The organism is Brachybacterium subflavum, from assembly GCF_009299795.1.
Classification (GTDB): Bacteria; Actinomycetota; Actinomycetes; order Actinomycetales; family Dermabacteraceae; genus Brachybacterium; species Brachybacterium subflavum.
This window is the reverse complement of the sequence record NZ_VIGP01000001.1, coordinates 122,646-138,689: the sequence shown is the minus strand read 5'-3', so window position 1 is coordinate 138,689 and position 16,044 is coordinate 122,646. Positions and strand designations below refer to the sequence as shown.

Here is a 16,044-nt window from a genome sequence, read left to right as displayed (position 1 = left end):
GTCACCCGACCTCCTGCTACGCGTAGTGCACGCTCCGTGCGGGGGCCTCGTGCGCGACACCATTCCCGGGCGCGACCGCTGCCGCTCCCGCGCTCGGGCAGCGCCTTGACCCTCCCCTCGGGGCAGGGACCAGCGTGCGGGGTGCGGGAGATCCCCGCACCGGAGAATCCGGGGCATCATGCTCGGGCGCACCGCCCGGGACGACGAGGAGTCGCACGATGGACGGGACCGACGGACAGGACGCACGCGGGCGCACCGCGCCCGCGCAGATGCTCGGCATCGGAGAGCTGGCCCGCCGCAGCGGACTCAGCCCGAAGGCGCTGCGCCTCTACGACGCCTCCGACCTGATCCCGCCGCGGCACGTGGACCCCTTCACGGGGTACCGCCGCTACGGCGCCGACCAGGTGGGGCGCGCCCTGCTCATCGCCCGTCTGCGGGGGATCGGCATGGGGCTCGAGCGGATCCGCGTGATCTGCGACCTCCCCTCCGACGCCGCCGGCCAGGAGCTGCGCTCCTGGTGGCTGCAGGAGCAGGCCGACGCCCGCACCCGCAGCACCGAGGTGGCCTCACTGCTCACGGATCTCCGGACGCTCCCGACCAAGGAGAGTCCCATGACCACCGACCCCACCACCCACACGTCGACCGCATCCGGCCACGTGAGCGTCGCGCACGTGCTCGAGCAGGGCGCCGTGCGCGCGAGCCAGCAGGACGCCGTCCGCGTAATGGACCTGCCGGGCGAGCGCATGCTGCTCGCGATCGCCGACGGCTTCGGCCGCGACGACGAGCTCGCCGGCCGCCTGCTCGACGCGCTCGGCACGAGCCTCGGCACGGCGCTCGGCGGGAGCGACGACCCCGATGTCCTCACCGCGCTCGAATCCGCGTGGGCCGCGCTGCCGGACCTGCTCCCGGCCGACGGTGCCTCCGGCGCGGCCCTGATCGCGGCGGTCCTCGAGGGCGAGCGTCTCGTGCTCGCCCACCTCGGGGACGGCCGCGCCCTGCTCGTGCGCGAGGGACACGTGGAGCCGCTGACCAGGGATCACACGCACGTCGCCTCGCTGGTCGCGGCGGGCCGCCTCACGGAGGAGGAGGCCGCCGCCGATCCCCGGCGCGCCGTGCTCAACCGCGCGCTCGCGGCCGGCGCGCCGACGGCGCCGGACCTCATCGTGCGCACGCTCGCCGCGGACGACCGGCTCGTGCTCACGAGCGACGGCATCCACGCTGTCCTCACCGCGGAGGAGCTCGGCGAGGCGCTGCTCGCCGGCTCCGCCCCCGAGCAGACGGCCCAGGACCTGGCCCGTCGGACGCTCGAGGCGGGCGCCCCGGACAACCTCGCCGCGGTCGTCGCCGACCTCGGCTGAGCGGGCGGCCGGGCTCGTCGCCGCGTCTCAGCGCTCAGCCGTCCTTCTGGGCGGCGGCCAGGACCTCCTTGGCGATGGGCCCGGCGGTCGTCGCGCCGTAGCCGCCGTCCTCGACGAAGGCCACGACGACCACATCGCCCTGGGCGACGACGACCCACGAGTGGAGCTTGTCGTCCCCGTTCTCGTCGGTCCACTCGGCGGTGCCGGTCTTGCCGATGATCTCGTCGCCGCCGACGTCCCCGAAGGTGCTCTTCAGCGTGCCCTCGGTGACCACGCCGTGGAGCATGCTCTGGAGCTGGGAGGTCTCGTCCTCGGTCAGCGGGCTGTCGGCCTCTGGGGCCTTCGAGTCGTCGTCGGCGAGGATCCGGGGCCGCACGGTCGAGCCGTTCTGGATGCTCGAGAGCACGGTCGCCATGCTCAGGGGCGAGGTGAGGACGCGGCCCTGGCCCATCATGTCCGCGGCGTGCTCGACGCCCGAGTCGTCGGGGTCGACGGTCCCCATGAAGGCGCTGCTGAGGCCCTCGGGGGCGTCCTGGCCGATGCCCAGCGTGGTCGCGGCGTCGGCCAGCTTCTTCTGGGAGACCGTGTCGTACTGCAGCAGCATCGCGGTGTTGCAGGAGTGCGCGATCGCGGTGGCCAGGGACATCTTCCCGAACAGGCTCTTGTCCATCGAGTCGGCGTTCTTGAAGGAGCGGCCCTCGACGCTCGCGGTCGCCGGGCACTCCACGCTCGTGTCGGGGGTGTCGCCCGCGCGCAGCAGCGACAGCGCGGTCACGGTCTTGAAGGTCGACCCGGGCGCGTACTGGCCCACGAGGCCCACCGGGTAGGACTGGCCCGTCGGCCCGAGCGCGGAGGCCAGGACGTCCCCGGTCGAGGGCTGCATGACCATGACGGCGCTCGCGGAGTCCTGGTCGGCGATGGCCGCGGTGGCCTTCTTCTGCAGGGCCGTGTCGAGCGTGGTCTCCACGTCCTTGCCGCCGGTCGCGTCGGTCTCGTGCAGGGTGCGCTCCTTGCCGGTCTTCGCGTCCGAGGCGACGACCTGCACGCCCGGGGTGCCCACCAGGGTGTCGCGCTCGGCGGCGGCGACCCCGCCGCTGCCCACCATGTCCCCCTCGACGACGTCCCCGTCGGACTTCTCGATGTCCTCTGCGGTCGCCTCGCGCAGGGAGCCGAGGACGCCGGGGGCGAAGTCCTTCGTGACCGCGAGCGGCTGGGTCTCCTTCTGCTCGTGGTACCCGGGGACGTCGGCCGCCTTGTCGAGCGGGTAGTCGTCGATCGCGCTCTCGCGGATCGTGAGCGCGGGGACGAAGGCCTTCTCCCCCGCGCTCTTCACGGAGTCGGCGAAGGTGTCGGCGTCGATGCCGAGGAGGTCGGCGAGCTTCCTCGCGGCGTCCTGCTGCTGGTCGGCGTCGACCTGCGTCTTGTCGATGCCGAGCACGCGCACCTCGCGCGGGCCGTAGAGGTCGTCGCCGTCGCGGTCGGTGATCGAGCCGAGGTCCCCCTGCACGGTGCGCAGGGAGACGGTCTCGTCGGCCGTGAGGTCCGGGGCGAGCTCGGCGGGGTCGAGCTCCGCGGCCCAGGTGTCGCCGTCCTTCGTGAGGGACGCGGTGGTGGTGTAGTCCCAAATCCCGGCGTCGTGCGGGAGGGCCCAGCTCCAGTCGAGGGTCGCCGTGCGCGTGCCGTCGTCCGCCTTCTCGACCTTCGCGACCTCCACGCTGGGCGCCTTCCCGGAGGCGTCCTGGAGGTCGCCGAGGGCCTTCTCGCGCTCCTTCTTCGCCGCCGCGGCATCGGTGCCCGTCAGCGTCACGCCGCTGAAGTCGCCGCTCGCGAGGGCCGCGGCCAGCGCCTTCGCCTCCCTCCCACCGTCGCCCGCGCGATCGCGGATGACGAAGAAGGCGGCGATCAGGGCGAGGACCACCACGGCGGAGATCCCCGCGATGATCGGCCCGCGACGACGTCGGGTGCGGGTGGGGTCGGAGGGGGAGGAAGCAGGCGCCATGCGCCCCATCGTCCTGCACCCTGCTGGGATCCGTCCACAGATGCACAGGACCTGCACGGTCCGGCGGATAGGTTGGGGGCGTGAGCGACCACCTGCCGCCCCTCGGGCCCGCCGGCCGCCCGATTTCCGGGCCCGCCGGCCGCGCGACGGCGGGGCCGGGCGCCGCCGGGGCAGCGCCCGCGGCGGTGGCGGCGCGCGCGATCGTCGGGACCCGCCGGCTGGTGCTGGCCGACGCGCTGGTGGGGATCGCGCTCACCCTCGTCCTCGCGGTGCCTGTGGCCGCGACCCTCGTGCTCGACATCTGGGGTGATCGGCTGTCCGGAGACTCCACCGGATCGGCCTACGACGGATTCGACGTGCTCCTCGGCTGGGTCGCCGTGAACCTGCTGGCCCTGGTCCTCGCGGCTCTCCTCGCGATCGCGGCGCTCGTGCTCGACATCCTGGTCGCGGTGCGCTCCCTCGAACTGACCACCGGACGCCTCGGAGCCGTGGTGCGCGGAGGCCGCCGGCTGCTGTTCGCCCTGCTCGGCGCCTGCGGGATCGTCACGACTCCCGTCCTCGGGCTCCTCTCCCTGGTGCCCGCACCGGTGCTCGGCCCCGGGACGGCGACCAACTCGATGCTGCTCGTCCTGATGGGGCTCGCGTTCGCGGTGCCGATCATGTGCCGATTGCTGATGATCGCCTTCTCCCACGAGCTCACGATCCTCGGCCTGATACCTCCTCCGCCGCACCTGCGGCAGATCACCCCGGGCCCTCGCCGCTAGCGAGCGCTCTTCCCTCACCCGTGGGGCCCTCGCCCTAGACTCGGGCCATGCCCCGTGTGCTGCACACCGCCCAGGCCCTCGTGGACCTCGTCGTCGAGGTGCCCGCGCTGCCTCCGCGCGGCGGCAACGTGAACGCCGCCGACTCCCGCCGCTTCGCCGGCGGCGCCGTGAACATCCTGGTCGCCGCCGCCCGCGCCGGCGCCGAGGCCGTCCACGGCGGCGCCCACGGCACCGGGCCGAACGGGGACCTGGTGCGCGAGGCCCTCGCGGGCGACGGGGTCGCTCTCGCGACCGAGCCGATCGCGGACGAGGACACCGCCGAGTGCATCGTCCTGGTCGAGCCGAGCGCCGAGCGCACCTTCGTCACCGGGTACGGCGCCGAACGCCGGATCAGCGTCGACTCGCTCTCCCGCCTGGACCCCCGGCCCGGAGATCTGCTGTGCCTCTCGGGTTACAGCTTCTTCGAGCCCACCCGGGACCCGCTCCTGGCATGGCTGGAGCAGGTGGCCGACGGCGTCGAGGTGGTGCTCGATCCCGGGGCGCCGTTCGCGACCTTCGACGAGGAGCTGCGCGAGCGCGTGCTCCGCCGGGTGACCGTGTGGACCTCGAACGCCGATGAGGCGCTCGCGCTCACCGACCGCGACGGCCTGGAGGACACCCCGGAGGCCCTCCACCGGCGGATCCGCCCGGGTGGCGTCGTGATCGTGCGCGACGGCGAGCGCGGCTGCACCGTCTTCCACCACGGCCGCGGCACCTCGCTGCCGGGCTTCCCCCAGACCGCCGTCGACACCAACGGCGCGGGCGACACCCACACCGGCGTGCTGCTCGCGGAGCGGGCCCTCGGCGCGGACTGGGAGACCGCCGCGACCCGCGCGAACGCGGCCGCCGCGATCAAGGTGACCCGGCGCGGCCCCGTGACCGCCCCCACCCGCGCGGAGGTCGACGCCTTCCTCGCGTGAGCCTCGCGCGAGCGGGCGTGCGAGTGGGCGCGCGAGTGGGCAGAGCGATCCCGGCTGAGCGCGTCGGCCGATCCGCGGTCCCGCCCGCCGGACGCACTCAGGATCTGTGGAGTGGGACACGTTACGATGGCGTAGCCCGATCGCGGACGCACGCGTCGGCAGCCCCCACCTTCGACATCCTCCGCGGCGCCCTCGCGTCGTCGGCCCTCGCGCGCCGACGCGGCGCCCGCCGCCGCGGACGCACCATCGGCCCGCCCACCGAGCTATCGCCCCACCACGCCATCGAGGAGGAGCATTCATGGCGACACAGCCCGACCTCCATGCGTCGTCCCCGCGCACCCTCACCCTGCACGACTTCACCGCCACCTCGATCACCGGCGACGAGGTCTCCCTCGACCAGTTCCGCGGGCAGCTCGTGCTCGTGGTCAACACGGCCTCGCGCTGCCTGTTCACCCGGCAGCTGCAGGACCTCGAGGACCTGCACCGCAGGTACCACCACCAGGGCTTCTCCGTCCTCGGCTTCCCCTCGGACCAGTTCCATCAGGAGCTCGAGGAGGACGAGCAGATCGAAGAGTTCTGCACCGACAACTTCGACGTCACCTTCCCGATGTTCTCCGCCGTGAAGGTCAACGGCCCCGAGGCGCACCCCGTGTGGTCGTGGCTGCAGACGCAGAAGGGCGGACTCATCGGGGGCCGCATCAGCTGGAACTTCACGAAGTTCCTGGTCTCCCCCGAAGGTCGGGTGCTGCGGCGCTATGCGCCGCCCGTGCCGCCCTCGCGCATCGAGCGCAGGGTCCGCGAGGAGCTCGGGGCCGACGCGGCCTGAGCCCGCGAGCGCGCCTCCCACGCCCCCGCTGCGGCGTCCGTACCGCTCCCGACCGGCCCGGACGCGCCCCGGGGCGACCTCCTCCGCACTGATAGCGTGACCTGAGTCCCATCCCGTGCGCCCGCACAGGGATGCACACGCACAACGAGAGGGGATCCCATGGAGGGGGCCATCGCCGTCCTCATCGTGATCGTCGTCCTGGTGGTCGTCCTGGCCATCCTGGCGGCGCTTCTGTTCGGGGGCCTGCGCACCAGCATCATGTTCACGGTGCACACGCAGGAGAACGTGATCGTCGAGCGCTTTGGGAAGTTCAAGCGCGTCGCCACGCCCGGCCTGAACGTCAAGGCGCCGTTCGTGGACAGCACCACGCGTCCGATCTCGCTGCGCATCCAGCAGCTCGAGGTCAACATCGAGTCCAAGACCAAGGACAACGTGTTCGTCACGGTGCCGGTCGCGGTGCAGTACGTCATCAAGGAGGACCAGGTCGTCGACGCCTACTACCGGCTGTCGAACCCTGAGAACCAGATCCGCTCCTACGTCTTCGACACGGTGCGCTCGGCGCTGTCGGGCCTCGAGCTCGACGAGGCGTTCGAGTCGAAGGACGACATCGCCCGCAGCGTCGAGAACACGCTGAGCGAGCGCATGCGCGAGTTCGGCTTCAACATCGTCAACACCCTGGTCCAGGACATCTCCCCGGACCAGCGCGTGCGCGACTCGATGAACTCGATCAACGCCGCCCAGCGCGACCGCGTCGCCGCGCAGTCCCTCGCCGAGGCCGACAAGATCAAGCGCGTCACCCAGGCCGAGGCGGAGGCCGAGTCCAAGCGCCTGCAGGGCGAGGGCGTGGCAGCGCAGCGCAAGGCGATCGCCATGGGCATCGCCGAGCAGTACGAGATGCTGCGCAAGGTGGGCATCGAGTCCAGCGCCGAGCAGCTGCTGCTGATGACGCAGTACTTCGACACGATGCAGGACGTGGCCCGCAACGGCCGCTCCAACGTGCTGTTCCTGCCCTCGAACCCCGGCACCGTCGGCTCGATGGGCGAGGAGATCCGCACCGCGATGCTCCAGGCGCAGGCCGCCCAGGAGGCGTCCGATGCGGGCGACGGCGCGGACGCCGCACAGGCCGACGAGAGCCGCCGCCAGCGGGCCGAGGCCGCGCGCCGCGCCGCCGCTCAGCGCGCTCAGGAGGCCAAGGCCGACGCCGAGCGCGGTGCCCAGCGGGCACGCGACCAGGCGCAGGGCCAGCAGGGCCAGGGCGGCGGCCAGCAGCCGCCGTGGGCCCACCCCGGTCAGCAGGGCTGACCCCGCGGGCGGCCCGCCCGGGCGGGCCGAACGCCTCGAAGATGTGAGGGTGGCGAACAGAGATCGCAGGATCTCGGCTCGCCACCCTCATATCTTTTCCTGCACGACACAATGGAGACATGACAGCGACGTCCTCCTCCCCCTCCCGCCCGAACCTCATCGTGGTGTGCGTCGATCAGATGCGCGCGGATGCCCTGGGCATCTCGGGGAACGAGCACATCGACACCCCGTACCTCGATCGGCTCGCGCGCGACGGCTTCCGCTTCACGAAGGCCTACTCGGCGACGCCCACCTGCGTCCCGGCCCGCGTCGCCCTGCTGACGGGGAAGAGCCAGGAGGCCCACGGGCGCTACGGATACCGCGAGGGCATCGACTTCCCCGCCGCCTACCCCGTGACCCTGCCCTCGACGCTGCGCGGGGCCGGCTACCAGACGTTCGGCGTGGGCAAGATGCACGTGTTCCCCGACCGGGCCCGCTGCGGATTCGACGACGTGCTCCTGCACGACGGCTTCCTGCACGTCTCGCGGCGCGCCACCGGCGGTGCCTCGGGCGCGAGCGACGACTACGTCGACTGGCTGCGCCGGGAGACCGGCGATCCGCGCGCCGACCACCAGGAGACCGGCATCGGCTGCAACGCGATGACGGCCCGCCCGTGGGAGCGCGAGGAGCGGCTGCACCCCACGCGCTGGGTCGCCGACGAGTCCTTCCGCTTCCTCCAGCGCCGCGACCCCACCCGTCCCTTCTTCCTCTACATGTCCTTCCACCGGCCGCATGCGCCCTTCGATCCGCCCGGCTGGCTGTGGGACAAGTACCGCGCCCAGCCGCACGCGCAGCGGCCCATGGGCACCTGGGTCTCGCGCTTCGACGGCTTCCGCCGCGACCATGAGGTCGAGGCCGAGTTCGGCGCGCGCAAGGAGTCGGTGCACCACGACGTCCGCGCGGGCTACTACGGGAGCATCGAGTTCATCGACCTGCAGATGAACAGGCTCCAGGAGACCCTCCACGATCTGCGTCTGCTGGAGAACACGGTGGTCGCCTTCGTGTCCGACCACGGCGAGATGCTCGGCGACCACGACATGTACCGCAAGTCCGTCGCGTACGAGGGCTCGTCGCACATCCCCTTCCTGCTGCACCTGCCGGCATCCCTGCGCGAGGGCACGGGAGCCCCGCGCGAGGTCGACGAGATCGTCGAGCTGCGCGACCTGATGCCCACGCTGCTGGACCTCGCGGGCGTCCCGATCCCCGAGGACGTCGACGGCGCGAGCCTGCTGCCGTCCCTGCGGGCAGGGACCGAGGACGGGGCCGACGACGGGGACGGCGCGCCGTCGAGCGCTGCCGCGGCCGTACCGCGCGTGCGCGATCACCTGCACGGCGAGCACGTGATCAGTGCCCTCGGGCGCCATTCGATGCAGTGGATCCGCACGCCGCGCTTCAAGTACATCTGGTTCTCCGGCGACGGCCACGAGCAGCTCTTCGACCTCGATGCCGACCCGCACGAGCTCACCGACCTCGCCGCGGACCCCTCCCATGCCGACGAGCTCTCCCGGCACCGCCGGCTGCTGGTCACGGCCCTCACGGACCGGGAGGAGGGGTACGTCGAGGACGGGCGCCTCGTCCCCGGGCGCGCCCCGCAGTCCGAGGCGAGCTGGGTGCAGGAGTTCGCGCGGCTGTGACGGCACGGACGCAGCGGCGGGAGGAGTCCCCCGAGCGGCTGACGAGGCCGGGCGCGCCGTCACCGGTCCTCCCCACATCTCGTTCGTGCACATGGCGGCACGGATTGTCGGCCTGCTCCCCTACTGTGTGAGCGGAAGGGGGCGCACATGGAGATCGAGTTCGGATGGACGGCCGACGGCGCGGACTGGGCCAGCGCATCCGCGCGGCGCGCGGGGGGCACGTCGACCGGCTGCCCGGCAGGCGGCGTCGACACCCCGGCGGACGACCGCGACGCCGCGGGTCGCGACGGCGGTGCACCGGATGCGCGTCTGGGCCCGCGGGGTCTCGTCGCGCTGCTGCAGGGGCGTCTCGCACTCACGCATCCCCCCGTCGAGCACGCCGTGCGCATCGCCCAGACCATGCGCCTGATCGGGGAGATCATCGCCGAGCGGGCGACCGGGGGCACCGATCGCGGCGGCGGCAGCAGCAGATTCTGGCCCGAGCCCTCCTTCGCCGTCGACCCCTGGAGCACGGCCGCGCACCTCCTGCGACTGCGCGATGCGAGCATCGAGGCCGGCTGGAGCGCGCCGGAGCCGATCCACCGTCTGCCCGAGCGCCTCGCGGCGGTGCGGGACCTCGAGCACCGTGCGGTCGTCGGCTTGCCCGGGACCAGCGGCCCCGGCGGTCGTGCCTCAACCCTCTCCCCCGGACCCGCCGATGACCTGCGCGAGGTCGTCGACACCCTCACCGAGCTCGACTCCCTGGACGCCTCGTGGCCGCTGGGGATCGACGTCATCACCCTCGCCGAGTACCCGACCGCGCTGCCGGGACTGTGGCCGCGGCTGTTCGAGCTCCTCGACGCCGCAGGGGTGCGCCTGCGCCACGCAGGCACCGGCCCTCAGGAGGCGCCCGACCTCGAGGTCGTGCAGTGCCTGGACGAGTGGAGCGCCGCGGACGTCGCCGCCCGCTTCCTCAGCGCTCCCGCGGACCCCGGGACCGATGCCGCCGATCCCGTGGGAGCCGGCGACCGGCCGCTGAGCGTCCTCGCCACGACCGACACCACCGTGCTGGACCGCGCCCTGCACCGGCGGGGCATGCCCGCGATCGGTGCCGTCGATCCCTCGACGGACCGCGCCCATCATCAGGTGCTCGGGCTCTTCCTCGACGTCGCGACCGCACCGGTGGACGTCCATCAGCTCGCGGCCCTGCTGGACCTGCGCGTGCTGCCGGGGATGCACCGGGACGACGAGCCGATCGGACTGGTCCCCGCCGCCGCGCGCCGCGAGCTGCTGCGCGCCCTCACCCGCGAGCCCGGCATCGGCCCCGCCTGGCGGGACGCCCTCGCGCGTCTGGAGGAGAGGGCGGCGACCGCCCCTGCGGAGTCCCGCGACCGGGAGCGCCGAGCGCTCGAGGCGGCCCGCGGGATCGATCGGCTGGTCAGCGACCCGCTGTCGGCCGACGCCCTGCTCCCCGGCGCGCTCGGCGAGCGGCTCGGTCTGCTCACAGAGCGCCTGCGCGCCGTCGCCCGCGGCGAGGGCGATCTGCTCGCGAGCCTGTCCCAGGTGACGTCGCTGCGCACGGTGCTGGGGATGCTCGAGCCGGGCGTCCCGCTGAGCCGCCGCACCCTCCAGCAGATCATCGACGCCTGCGGCGGCGCCGGCCGCTCCCCGCTCGCGCGCGCCGAGGTCGCACTGTGGTCGGTCGCCACGCGGCCCGCGCAGCTGCATGCCGAGGGCGGCACCGTGCTGTGGTGGGGACCCGCCGAGGACGCCCTACCCTCCCCGATGCTCTGGGACCCGGACGAAGTGCAGACGCTCGAGGAGTTCGGCGCCCGCCTGCTGCCGCCCGCGCAGGAGTCGGCGCTGCATGTCGGCGCGGCCCTGCGGGCGCTGCGCGGCGCGAGCCGCCTGATCGCCGTGCTGCCCGGACGCCGCCTCGAGAAGGAGCCGACCCCCAGCGGTCTGCTCACCCACCTCGAGGCCGGGGCGGGGCGCTCGGCGCGGGACCGCCTCACCCCCGCGCAGCTGGTCGACGGGGTCTCCTGGTCCCTCGCCGGCCGCACGCTCTCCGTGCGCACCCCCGACCTGCAGGACCTGTCCACCGAGCCCACCACCCGCCGCAGTGCGGGTCACCGCCTGGACCACCTGCTTCCCGAGAGGCTGTCGTTCACCCAGGCCCAGACGCTCCTGGAATGCCCGCACCACTGGGTGCTCGAGTACGCGCTGGGCATCCGCCCCGCGCACGTCGCCTCCCTGCCCACCGGCCCCCGGATGATCGGCACCCTCGTCCACGCGGTCGTCGAGGCCCTCGTGGACGAGCGCATGGACTCCGGCCTCGGCGGCGCGCCGCTCGAGCCGCCGGACCCGCGCCGCATCGGCGAGGTGTTCGACTCCCTGGTCCCCCAGCTCGCCTCCGAGCTGGACCTGCCCGGCCGCGCCTTCGAGCGCACCGAGGTCCGGGACCGGGCGGTGCGCAGCCTGCGCGAGCTCTTCGCCGGCCTCGCCGACGCCGGCCTGCGTGTCACCGGCACCGAATCCGGATTCGAGCGACCGCTGACGCTGCAGCTGGCCAGCGGACCGCGCGGGGTCTCCTTCGTCGGCAGCCGTGATCTCGACGCCGAGGACGCGGACGGCAGCCCCACCGTCATCGACCTCAAGTGGTCGTTCTCCCGCACCCGCTACGGCGATCTGTTCGACACAAGCGCGGCCGTCCAGCTGGCGTCCTACGCCTGGTCGCTCGCCGAGGACCCCGGTTCCCCGGCCGATGCTCAGCACCCGGCCGACGTCGGCTACTTCCTGCTGCGCAGCGGCGAGTTCATCAGCGCGAACCGCGCCCTGGACGCCCACCGCCGCAGCCCGATGGACGTGGGCGACGCATGGCGCCGGCTCGTCGAGGGCGTGCAGGCCCGACTCGACGAGATCGCGGCCGGCACCGTCGCCCTGGGCTGCCGGCAGCTCCTCGAGGACACCGGCATCCCCGTCGACGCCCCATACCGGGCGCGGCAGAAGGCCGTGGCCGCCCAGCGCGATCTCGCCCGGGCCGACGGCCGGATCCTCATCGAGGACCACTGCGGCCGCAGCGACTACGCCCAGCTGTGCATGCTCACGGGAGGGAACTGATGAGCTTCACCCTGATCAACGCCTCCGCGGGCTCCGGGAAGACCCATACGCTCACCCAGGAGATCGCCGACCGGATGAGCGCGGGTCTCGAGCCCTCCCAGCTCATCGCGACCACCTTCACCGTGAAGGCGGCCGACGAGCTCTCCGACCGCGTGCGCCGCACGCTGCTCGAGCGCGGGCAGACCGAGGCCGCCCGCGGCATCGACAGCGCCCTGATCGGCACCGTCAACGCCGTGGCGGGCGAGCTCGTGCGCGAGTTCGCACTGGACGCAGGCATCTCGCCCGAGGTGCAGGTCCTCGACCAGGAGCGCGCCTCCGCGTCCTTCGACGCCGCGATCGACGAGGCCGTCGCACGCGCGGGCGACCGTGCGAGCGACCTGCTCGCGCGCACCGAGCACGACAGCGAGAAGAGCGCCGCCAACCCGTTCGCCCCGTCCTCGTTCTGGCGCGATCACGTGCAGGCCCTCGCCGTCCGTGCCCGCACCAACGACGTGGGCGCCGATCAGCTGCGCGGGAGCACCGAGGACTCCTGGGAGGACTTCCGCGCCGCGGCGCTGCCCGAGCCCGGCGCCGAGGACCACCGCCGCGCCTGGCTCGGACACCTCGACACCGTGCTGGACGGACTCCAGGCACAGGTCGACGGAGCCGCCGGCGGGACGCCGCAGGAGGAGAAGGCCGCGGGCGTCATCGCCAAGCGCCTCGAGACCCTGCACCAGCTGCGCCGCACCCTCGGCCAGGGCGCCCGCACGCCGTGGTCGGCCTGGGCGAAGCTCGCTCGCGTCGCCGCGGGCAAGGCCGGCGACCCGGATGGCACCGGCAAGTACGTGTACAGCAAGGACGTGGACACCGCCCTCGTCGGCCTCGCCATCGAGATCGCCGAGGAGCTGCCGGCCAGTCCCGTCCTGCAGCGCGACATCCGCGCTCTCATCGAGCTCGTCGTCACCACCGCCGCGGATTCGCTCGAGGCCTACGCCCAGTTCAAGAACGAGCTCGCCCTGATGGACTTCATCGACCAGGAGGTGCTCGCCCTGCACCTGCTGCGCACGAGCGAGCGCGCCCGCTACGCGATCGGCGCCCGCTTCCGCCTTCTCGCGGTCGACGAGTTCCAGGACACCTCCCCCATCCAGCTGGCCCTGTTCCTCGAGCTCGGCCGCCAGATTGAGGACCTGATCTGGGTGGGCGACCCCAAGCAGGCCATCTACGGGTTCCGCGACGCCGACCCCGACCTCATGCTCGGCGTGCTCGACACGGTGAGCGGGGGCACGACAGACCTCGGCGAGGGGACCATCCGCGACCTCGAGCACTCGTGGCGCTCCCAGGAGCAGGTCCTGGAGCTGGTCAGCGCCGTCTTCCCACAGGTCTTCCCCCATCTGCCGCGCGAGCGCGTGGTGCTCACGGCGGCCCCCGAGGCGGCCGCGCGCCGGGCCGAGCAGGGCCGGACCGACGGCCGCATCGAGGCCTGGATCCCCGACTTCAGCAACCGCTACAGGAGCGCCCCCGAGCACGCCGCCGGCATCGCCGACGGCGTGGTGCGCATGCTCGCCGAGGACGGCGCCGGCCCCGGGGACGTGGCCGTGCTGGTGCGCAGCAACGCGCAGGCCGCCGAGGTCGTCTCCGCCCTCCAGTTGCGCGGTGTCCCCGCCTCCGGGCAGGGCGGCCCGATCCTGGGCACCCGTGAAGGCCGCCTGGTGCGGGCCGCGCTCGCGATCACCCTCGACGTCTCCGATTCCCTCGCGCTCACCGAGCTCGTGGACCTGCTGCCGGACCACGGCGCGAACGCGAGCTGGTTCCGGGACCTCACTGCACCGCAGGATCGCGACGGGCGGCGGGAGGTGCTGCAGTCCTGGTGGGAGGACGATTCCCTCGCCGGACTGCGCGCACTGCGGGAGGAGTGCATCGGCCTCAGCCCCGTGGAGATGATCGCCGCCGTCATCGACGCCCTCGACCTTCCCGAGCGGCTGCGCTCCTGGCCCCTGCCCGAGCAGCGCCTGCGCACCCTGGACGCTCTGCGCCGTCTCGCGGCCGACTACGCCGACCAGGCGCGCTCGGCCTCGGTGCCCACCACCCTCACGGGGCTGCGTGCCGTGCTCGACGAGACAGCGGCGGGCCCCGACCTCACCGGAATCCCCGACACCGTGTGGGTGGGCACGATCCACGGCGCGAAGGGACTCGAGTGGTCGCGCGTGGTCGTGATGCTCCCGGCGAAGGCGACCGAGCGCGCCCACACCGGCGGCGTGTTCGTGGTGCCCGCCGCGGACCTCGACGTGCTGCGCCCCCTGGACGGCCGCTCCCTGCGCTACTGGCCGCGCGTGCTCGACAGCTACGCGCCCCTGCAGGAGAAGCTCGCCGAGGCCGAGCATCCTCGGCGCGCCGCCCGCAAGGAGCGCGAGGAGGCGGGGCGTCTGCAGTACGTGGCGCTCACCCGCGCGGCCGATGTCACCGTGCTCAGCGGCGACGGCACCGGGTCGGCTCTCGACGCGCTCGTCGAAGGCGAGGCGCCCCTGCTCTCCTGGCAGGACGGGACCGAGGTCATCCACGTCTCCGGCCACGGCGATCTGCCCGCGCGAGTGCGCACCACGGCGATCGACGGGGCCGGGGAGGCCGGGGAGGCCGCAGACCCTGCCACCCGCCGTGGCCTTCGCAGCCCGCTGGCCATGACCGACCTGCCGCTCGGCCCCCGCACCGCGGACGAGCACCGCGGCCCGGGCACGGCGGCCCGCTTCCAGGCCTCGGGCGTCGCCTCCGACGATGCGCTGGGCACCGTGCACGCGCCGCGGAGCATCGGTCCCGCCCTGGTCAGCGGCGGCGGCCGGGATTGGAACCGCGTGGGCGAGGCGGTGCATGCCTTCCTCGCACTGCCGCTCGCGCAGCTCGCGCCCGCGCTGCAGGAGCAGGCGGCGCTGCGGCTCGTCGAGCGCTGGGCGGTCTCCCGCGCCGTCGGCGCCGAGACGCTGCTCGCCGCCGGCCGTGCCTGGCAGGAGTTCCTCGCCGCCGAGTTCCCCGGCGCGCGCGTGCTCACCGAGCAGCCGATCGCCTGGTGGAACGAGGAGGAGCAGGTCATGGAGGGCTGGATCGACGCCCTGCTGGCCCTGCCCGACGGCTCCCGCGTGCTCGTGGACCACAAGACCTACCCGGGTTCCGACCCCGTCTGCCACGTGCGCGAGCACTACCTGGGGCAGATGGCGACGTACGCGGCGGCCCTGGAGGCCACGGGCGGTGCGCCGGCGCGGATCCTCATCCACCTGCCGCTGCGCGGCGAGGTCCTCGAGGTCGAGCTGCACGGGCAGCCCGCCGCAGTCGGCTCCGGTTCTGGCTCCCGCACCGGCTCACGCTCGGTCTCCGGTTCCGGCGCCGGGCAGGGCGGCGCGGATGCCTGAGCGCGCACCGAACACCCCGGAAGCGCAGGCGGTGCAGGCCGCACGCGTTCTCCTCGACGAGGCCCGGCGCAGCGGCGGTCGCCGCCTGCTCGGCATCGCGGGCGCGCCGGGCGCCGGCAAGAGCACGCTCACGGCGCTGCTCGAGCAGGCGCTGCCCGCGGGCAGCTGCGTGGTGGTCCCGATGGACGGGTTCCACCTGGCCGACGTCGCCCTCGAGCGCCTGGGCAGGCTGGACCGCAAGGGCGCTCCGGACACCTTCGACGCCGCGGGATACGTCGCCCTGCTGCAGCGCCTGCGGACCGCCCGGCCCGAGGATCCGCCGGTGTGGGCGCCGATGTTCGCACGGGACCTCGAGCAGCCCCTCGCCGGAGCGATCGAGGTGCCCGGGGATATCCCGCTCGTGATCACCGAGGGCAACTACCTGCTGATCGACCAGGGCCCCTTCGCCCCCGTGGGCGCGATGCTCGACGCCTGCTGGTTCATCGAGGTCGACGAGGACGTGCGCCACGAGCGGCTGATCGCCCGCCACGAGACCTTCGGGAAGTCCCCGGAGGCCGCGCGCGCCTGGTCGCTCGGTCCCGACGAGGCCAATGCGCGCCTGGTCGCCGCGACGCGCGCCCGCGCCGATCGCGTCATCCGCGCGAGCTGACGCAGCTGGGCCGCGCAGCTCGGCGACTCCGAACAACG

Annotated in this window: 10 protein-coding genes; 9 read left to right on the top strand and 1 reads right to left on the bottom strand. The window is 73.6% G+C overall.

The window, feature by feature from the left end:
- Positions 1-218: 218 nt before the first annotated feature.
- Positions 219-1,358 carry a MerR family transcriptional regulator gene (locus tag FHG10_RS00580; RefSeq protein WP_227487937.1) on the top strand — a complete coding sequence of 380 codons (1,140 nt, stop codon included), beginning with the start codon at positions 219-221 and terminating at the stop codon, positions 1,356-1,358.
- Positions 1,359-1,392: 34 nt separating this feature from the next.
- Here the strand turns inward: FHG10_RS00580 and FHG10_RS00575 are convergent, their stop codons facing one another.
- Positions 1,393-3,357 carry a penicillin-binding transpeptidase domain-containing protein gene (locus tag FHG10_RS00575; protein WP_152351409.1) on the bottom strand — a complete coding sequence of 655 codons (1,965 nt, stop codon included), beginning with the start codon at positions 3,355-3,357 and terminating at the stop codon, positions 1,393-1,395.
- An 80-nt stretch (positions 3,358-3,437) separates the two neighbouring features.
- Between FHG10_RS00575 and FHG10_RS00570 the strand changes: the two genes are divergently transcribed.
- The 8 genes from FHG10_RS00570 to FHG10_RS00535 all read left to right on the top strand — a co-directional run bounded on the left by FHG10_RS00570 (position 3,438) and on the right by FHG10_RS00535 (position 16,006).
- A complete protein-coding gene (locus FHG10_RS00570) occupies positions 3,438-4,121 on the top strand; it encodes a hypothetical protein (protein ID WP_152351408.1) in 684 nt (227 codons plus the stop codon).
- 47 nt (positions 4,122-4,168) lie between these two features.
- The gene (locus tag FHG10_RS00565) at positions 4,169-5,080 is read left to right on the top strand and encodes a PfkB family carbohydrate kinase (RefSeq protein WP_152351407.1); all 912 of its coding nucleotides are present in this window, start codon (positions 4,169-4,171) and stop codon (positions 5,078-5,080) included.
- 298 nt (positions 5,081-5,378) lie between these two features.
- Positions 5,379-5,906 carry a glutathione peroxidase gene (locus FHG10_RS00560; RefSeq protein ID WP_152351406.1) on the top strand — a complete coding sequence of 176 codons (528 nt, stop codon included), beginning with the start codon at positions 5,379-5,381 and terminating at the stop codon, positions 5,904-5,906.
- A 159-nt stretch (positions 5,907-6,065) separates the two neighbouring features.
- A complete protein-coding gene (locus FHG10_RS00555) occupies positions 6,066-7,208 on the top strand; it encodes an SPFH domain-containing protein (protein ID WP_152351405.1) in 1,143 nt (380 codons plus the stop codon).
- 119 nt (positions 7,209-7,327) lie between these two features.
- Positions 7,328-8,881, top strand: a complete 1,554-nt coding sequence (locus tag FHG10_RS00550; RefSeq protein ID WP_152351404.1) for an arylsulfatase — start codon at positions 7,328-7,330, stop codon at positions 8,879-8,881.
- 147 nt (positions 8,882-9,028) lie between these two features.
- Positions 9,029-11,980 carry a PD-(D/E)XK nuclease family protein gene (locus FHG10_RS00545; RefSeq protein ID WP_152351403.1) on the top strand — a complete coding sequence of 984 codons (2,952 nt, stop codon included), beginning with the start codon at positions 9,029-9,031 and terminating at the stop codon, positions 11,978-11,980.
- A complete protein-coding gene (locus FHG10_RS00540) occupies positions 11,980-15,357 on the top strand; it encodes a UvrD-helicase domain-containing protein (RefSeq protein WP_152351402.1) in 3,378 nt (1,125 codons plus the stop codon). Before FHG10_RS00545 ends, FHG10_RS00540 begins: the two co-directional genes overlap by 1 nt.
- Positions 15,350-16,006, top strand: a complete 657-nt coding sequence (locus tag FHG10_RS00535; protein ID WP_152351401.1) for a nucleoside/nucleotide kinase family protein — start codon at positions 15,350-15,352, stop codon at positions 16,004-16,006. Before FHG10_RS00540 ends, FHG10_RS00535 begins: the two co-directional genes overlap by 8 nt.
- The last annotated feature ends 38 nt before the right edge of the window (positions 16,007-16,044 follow it).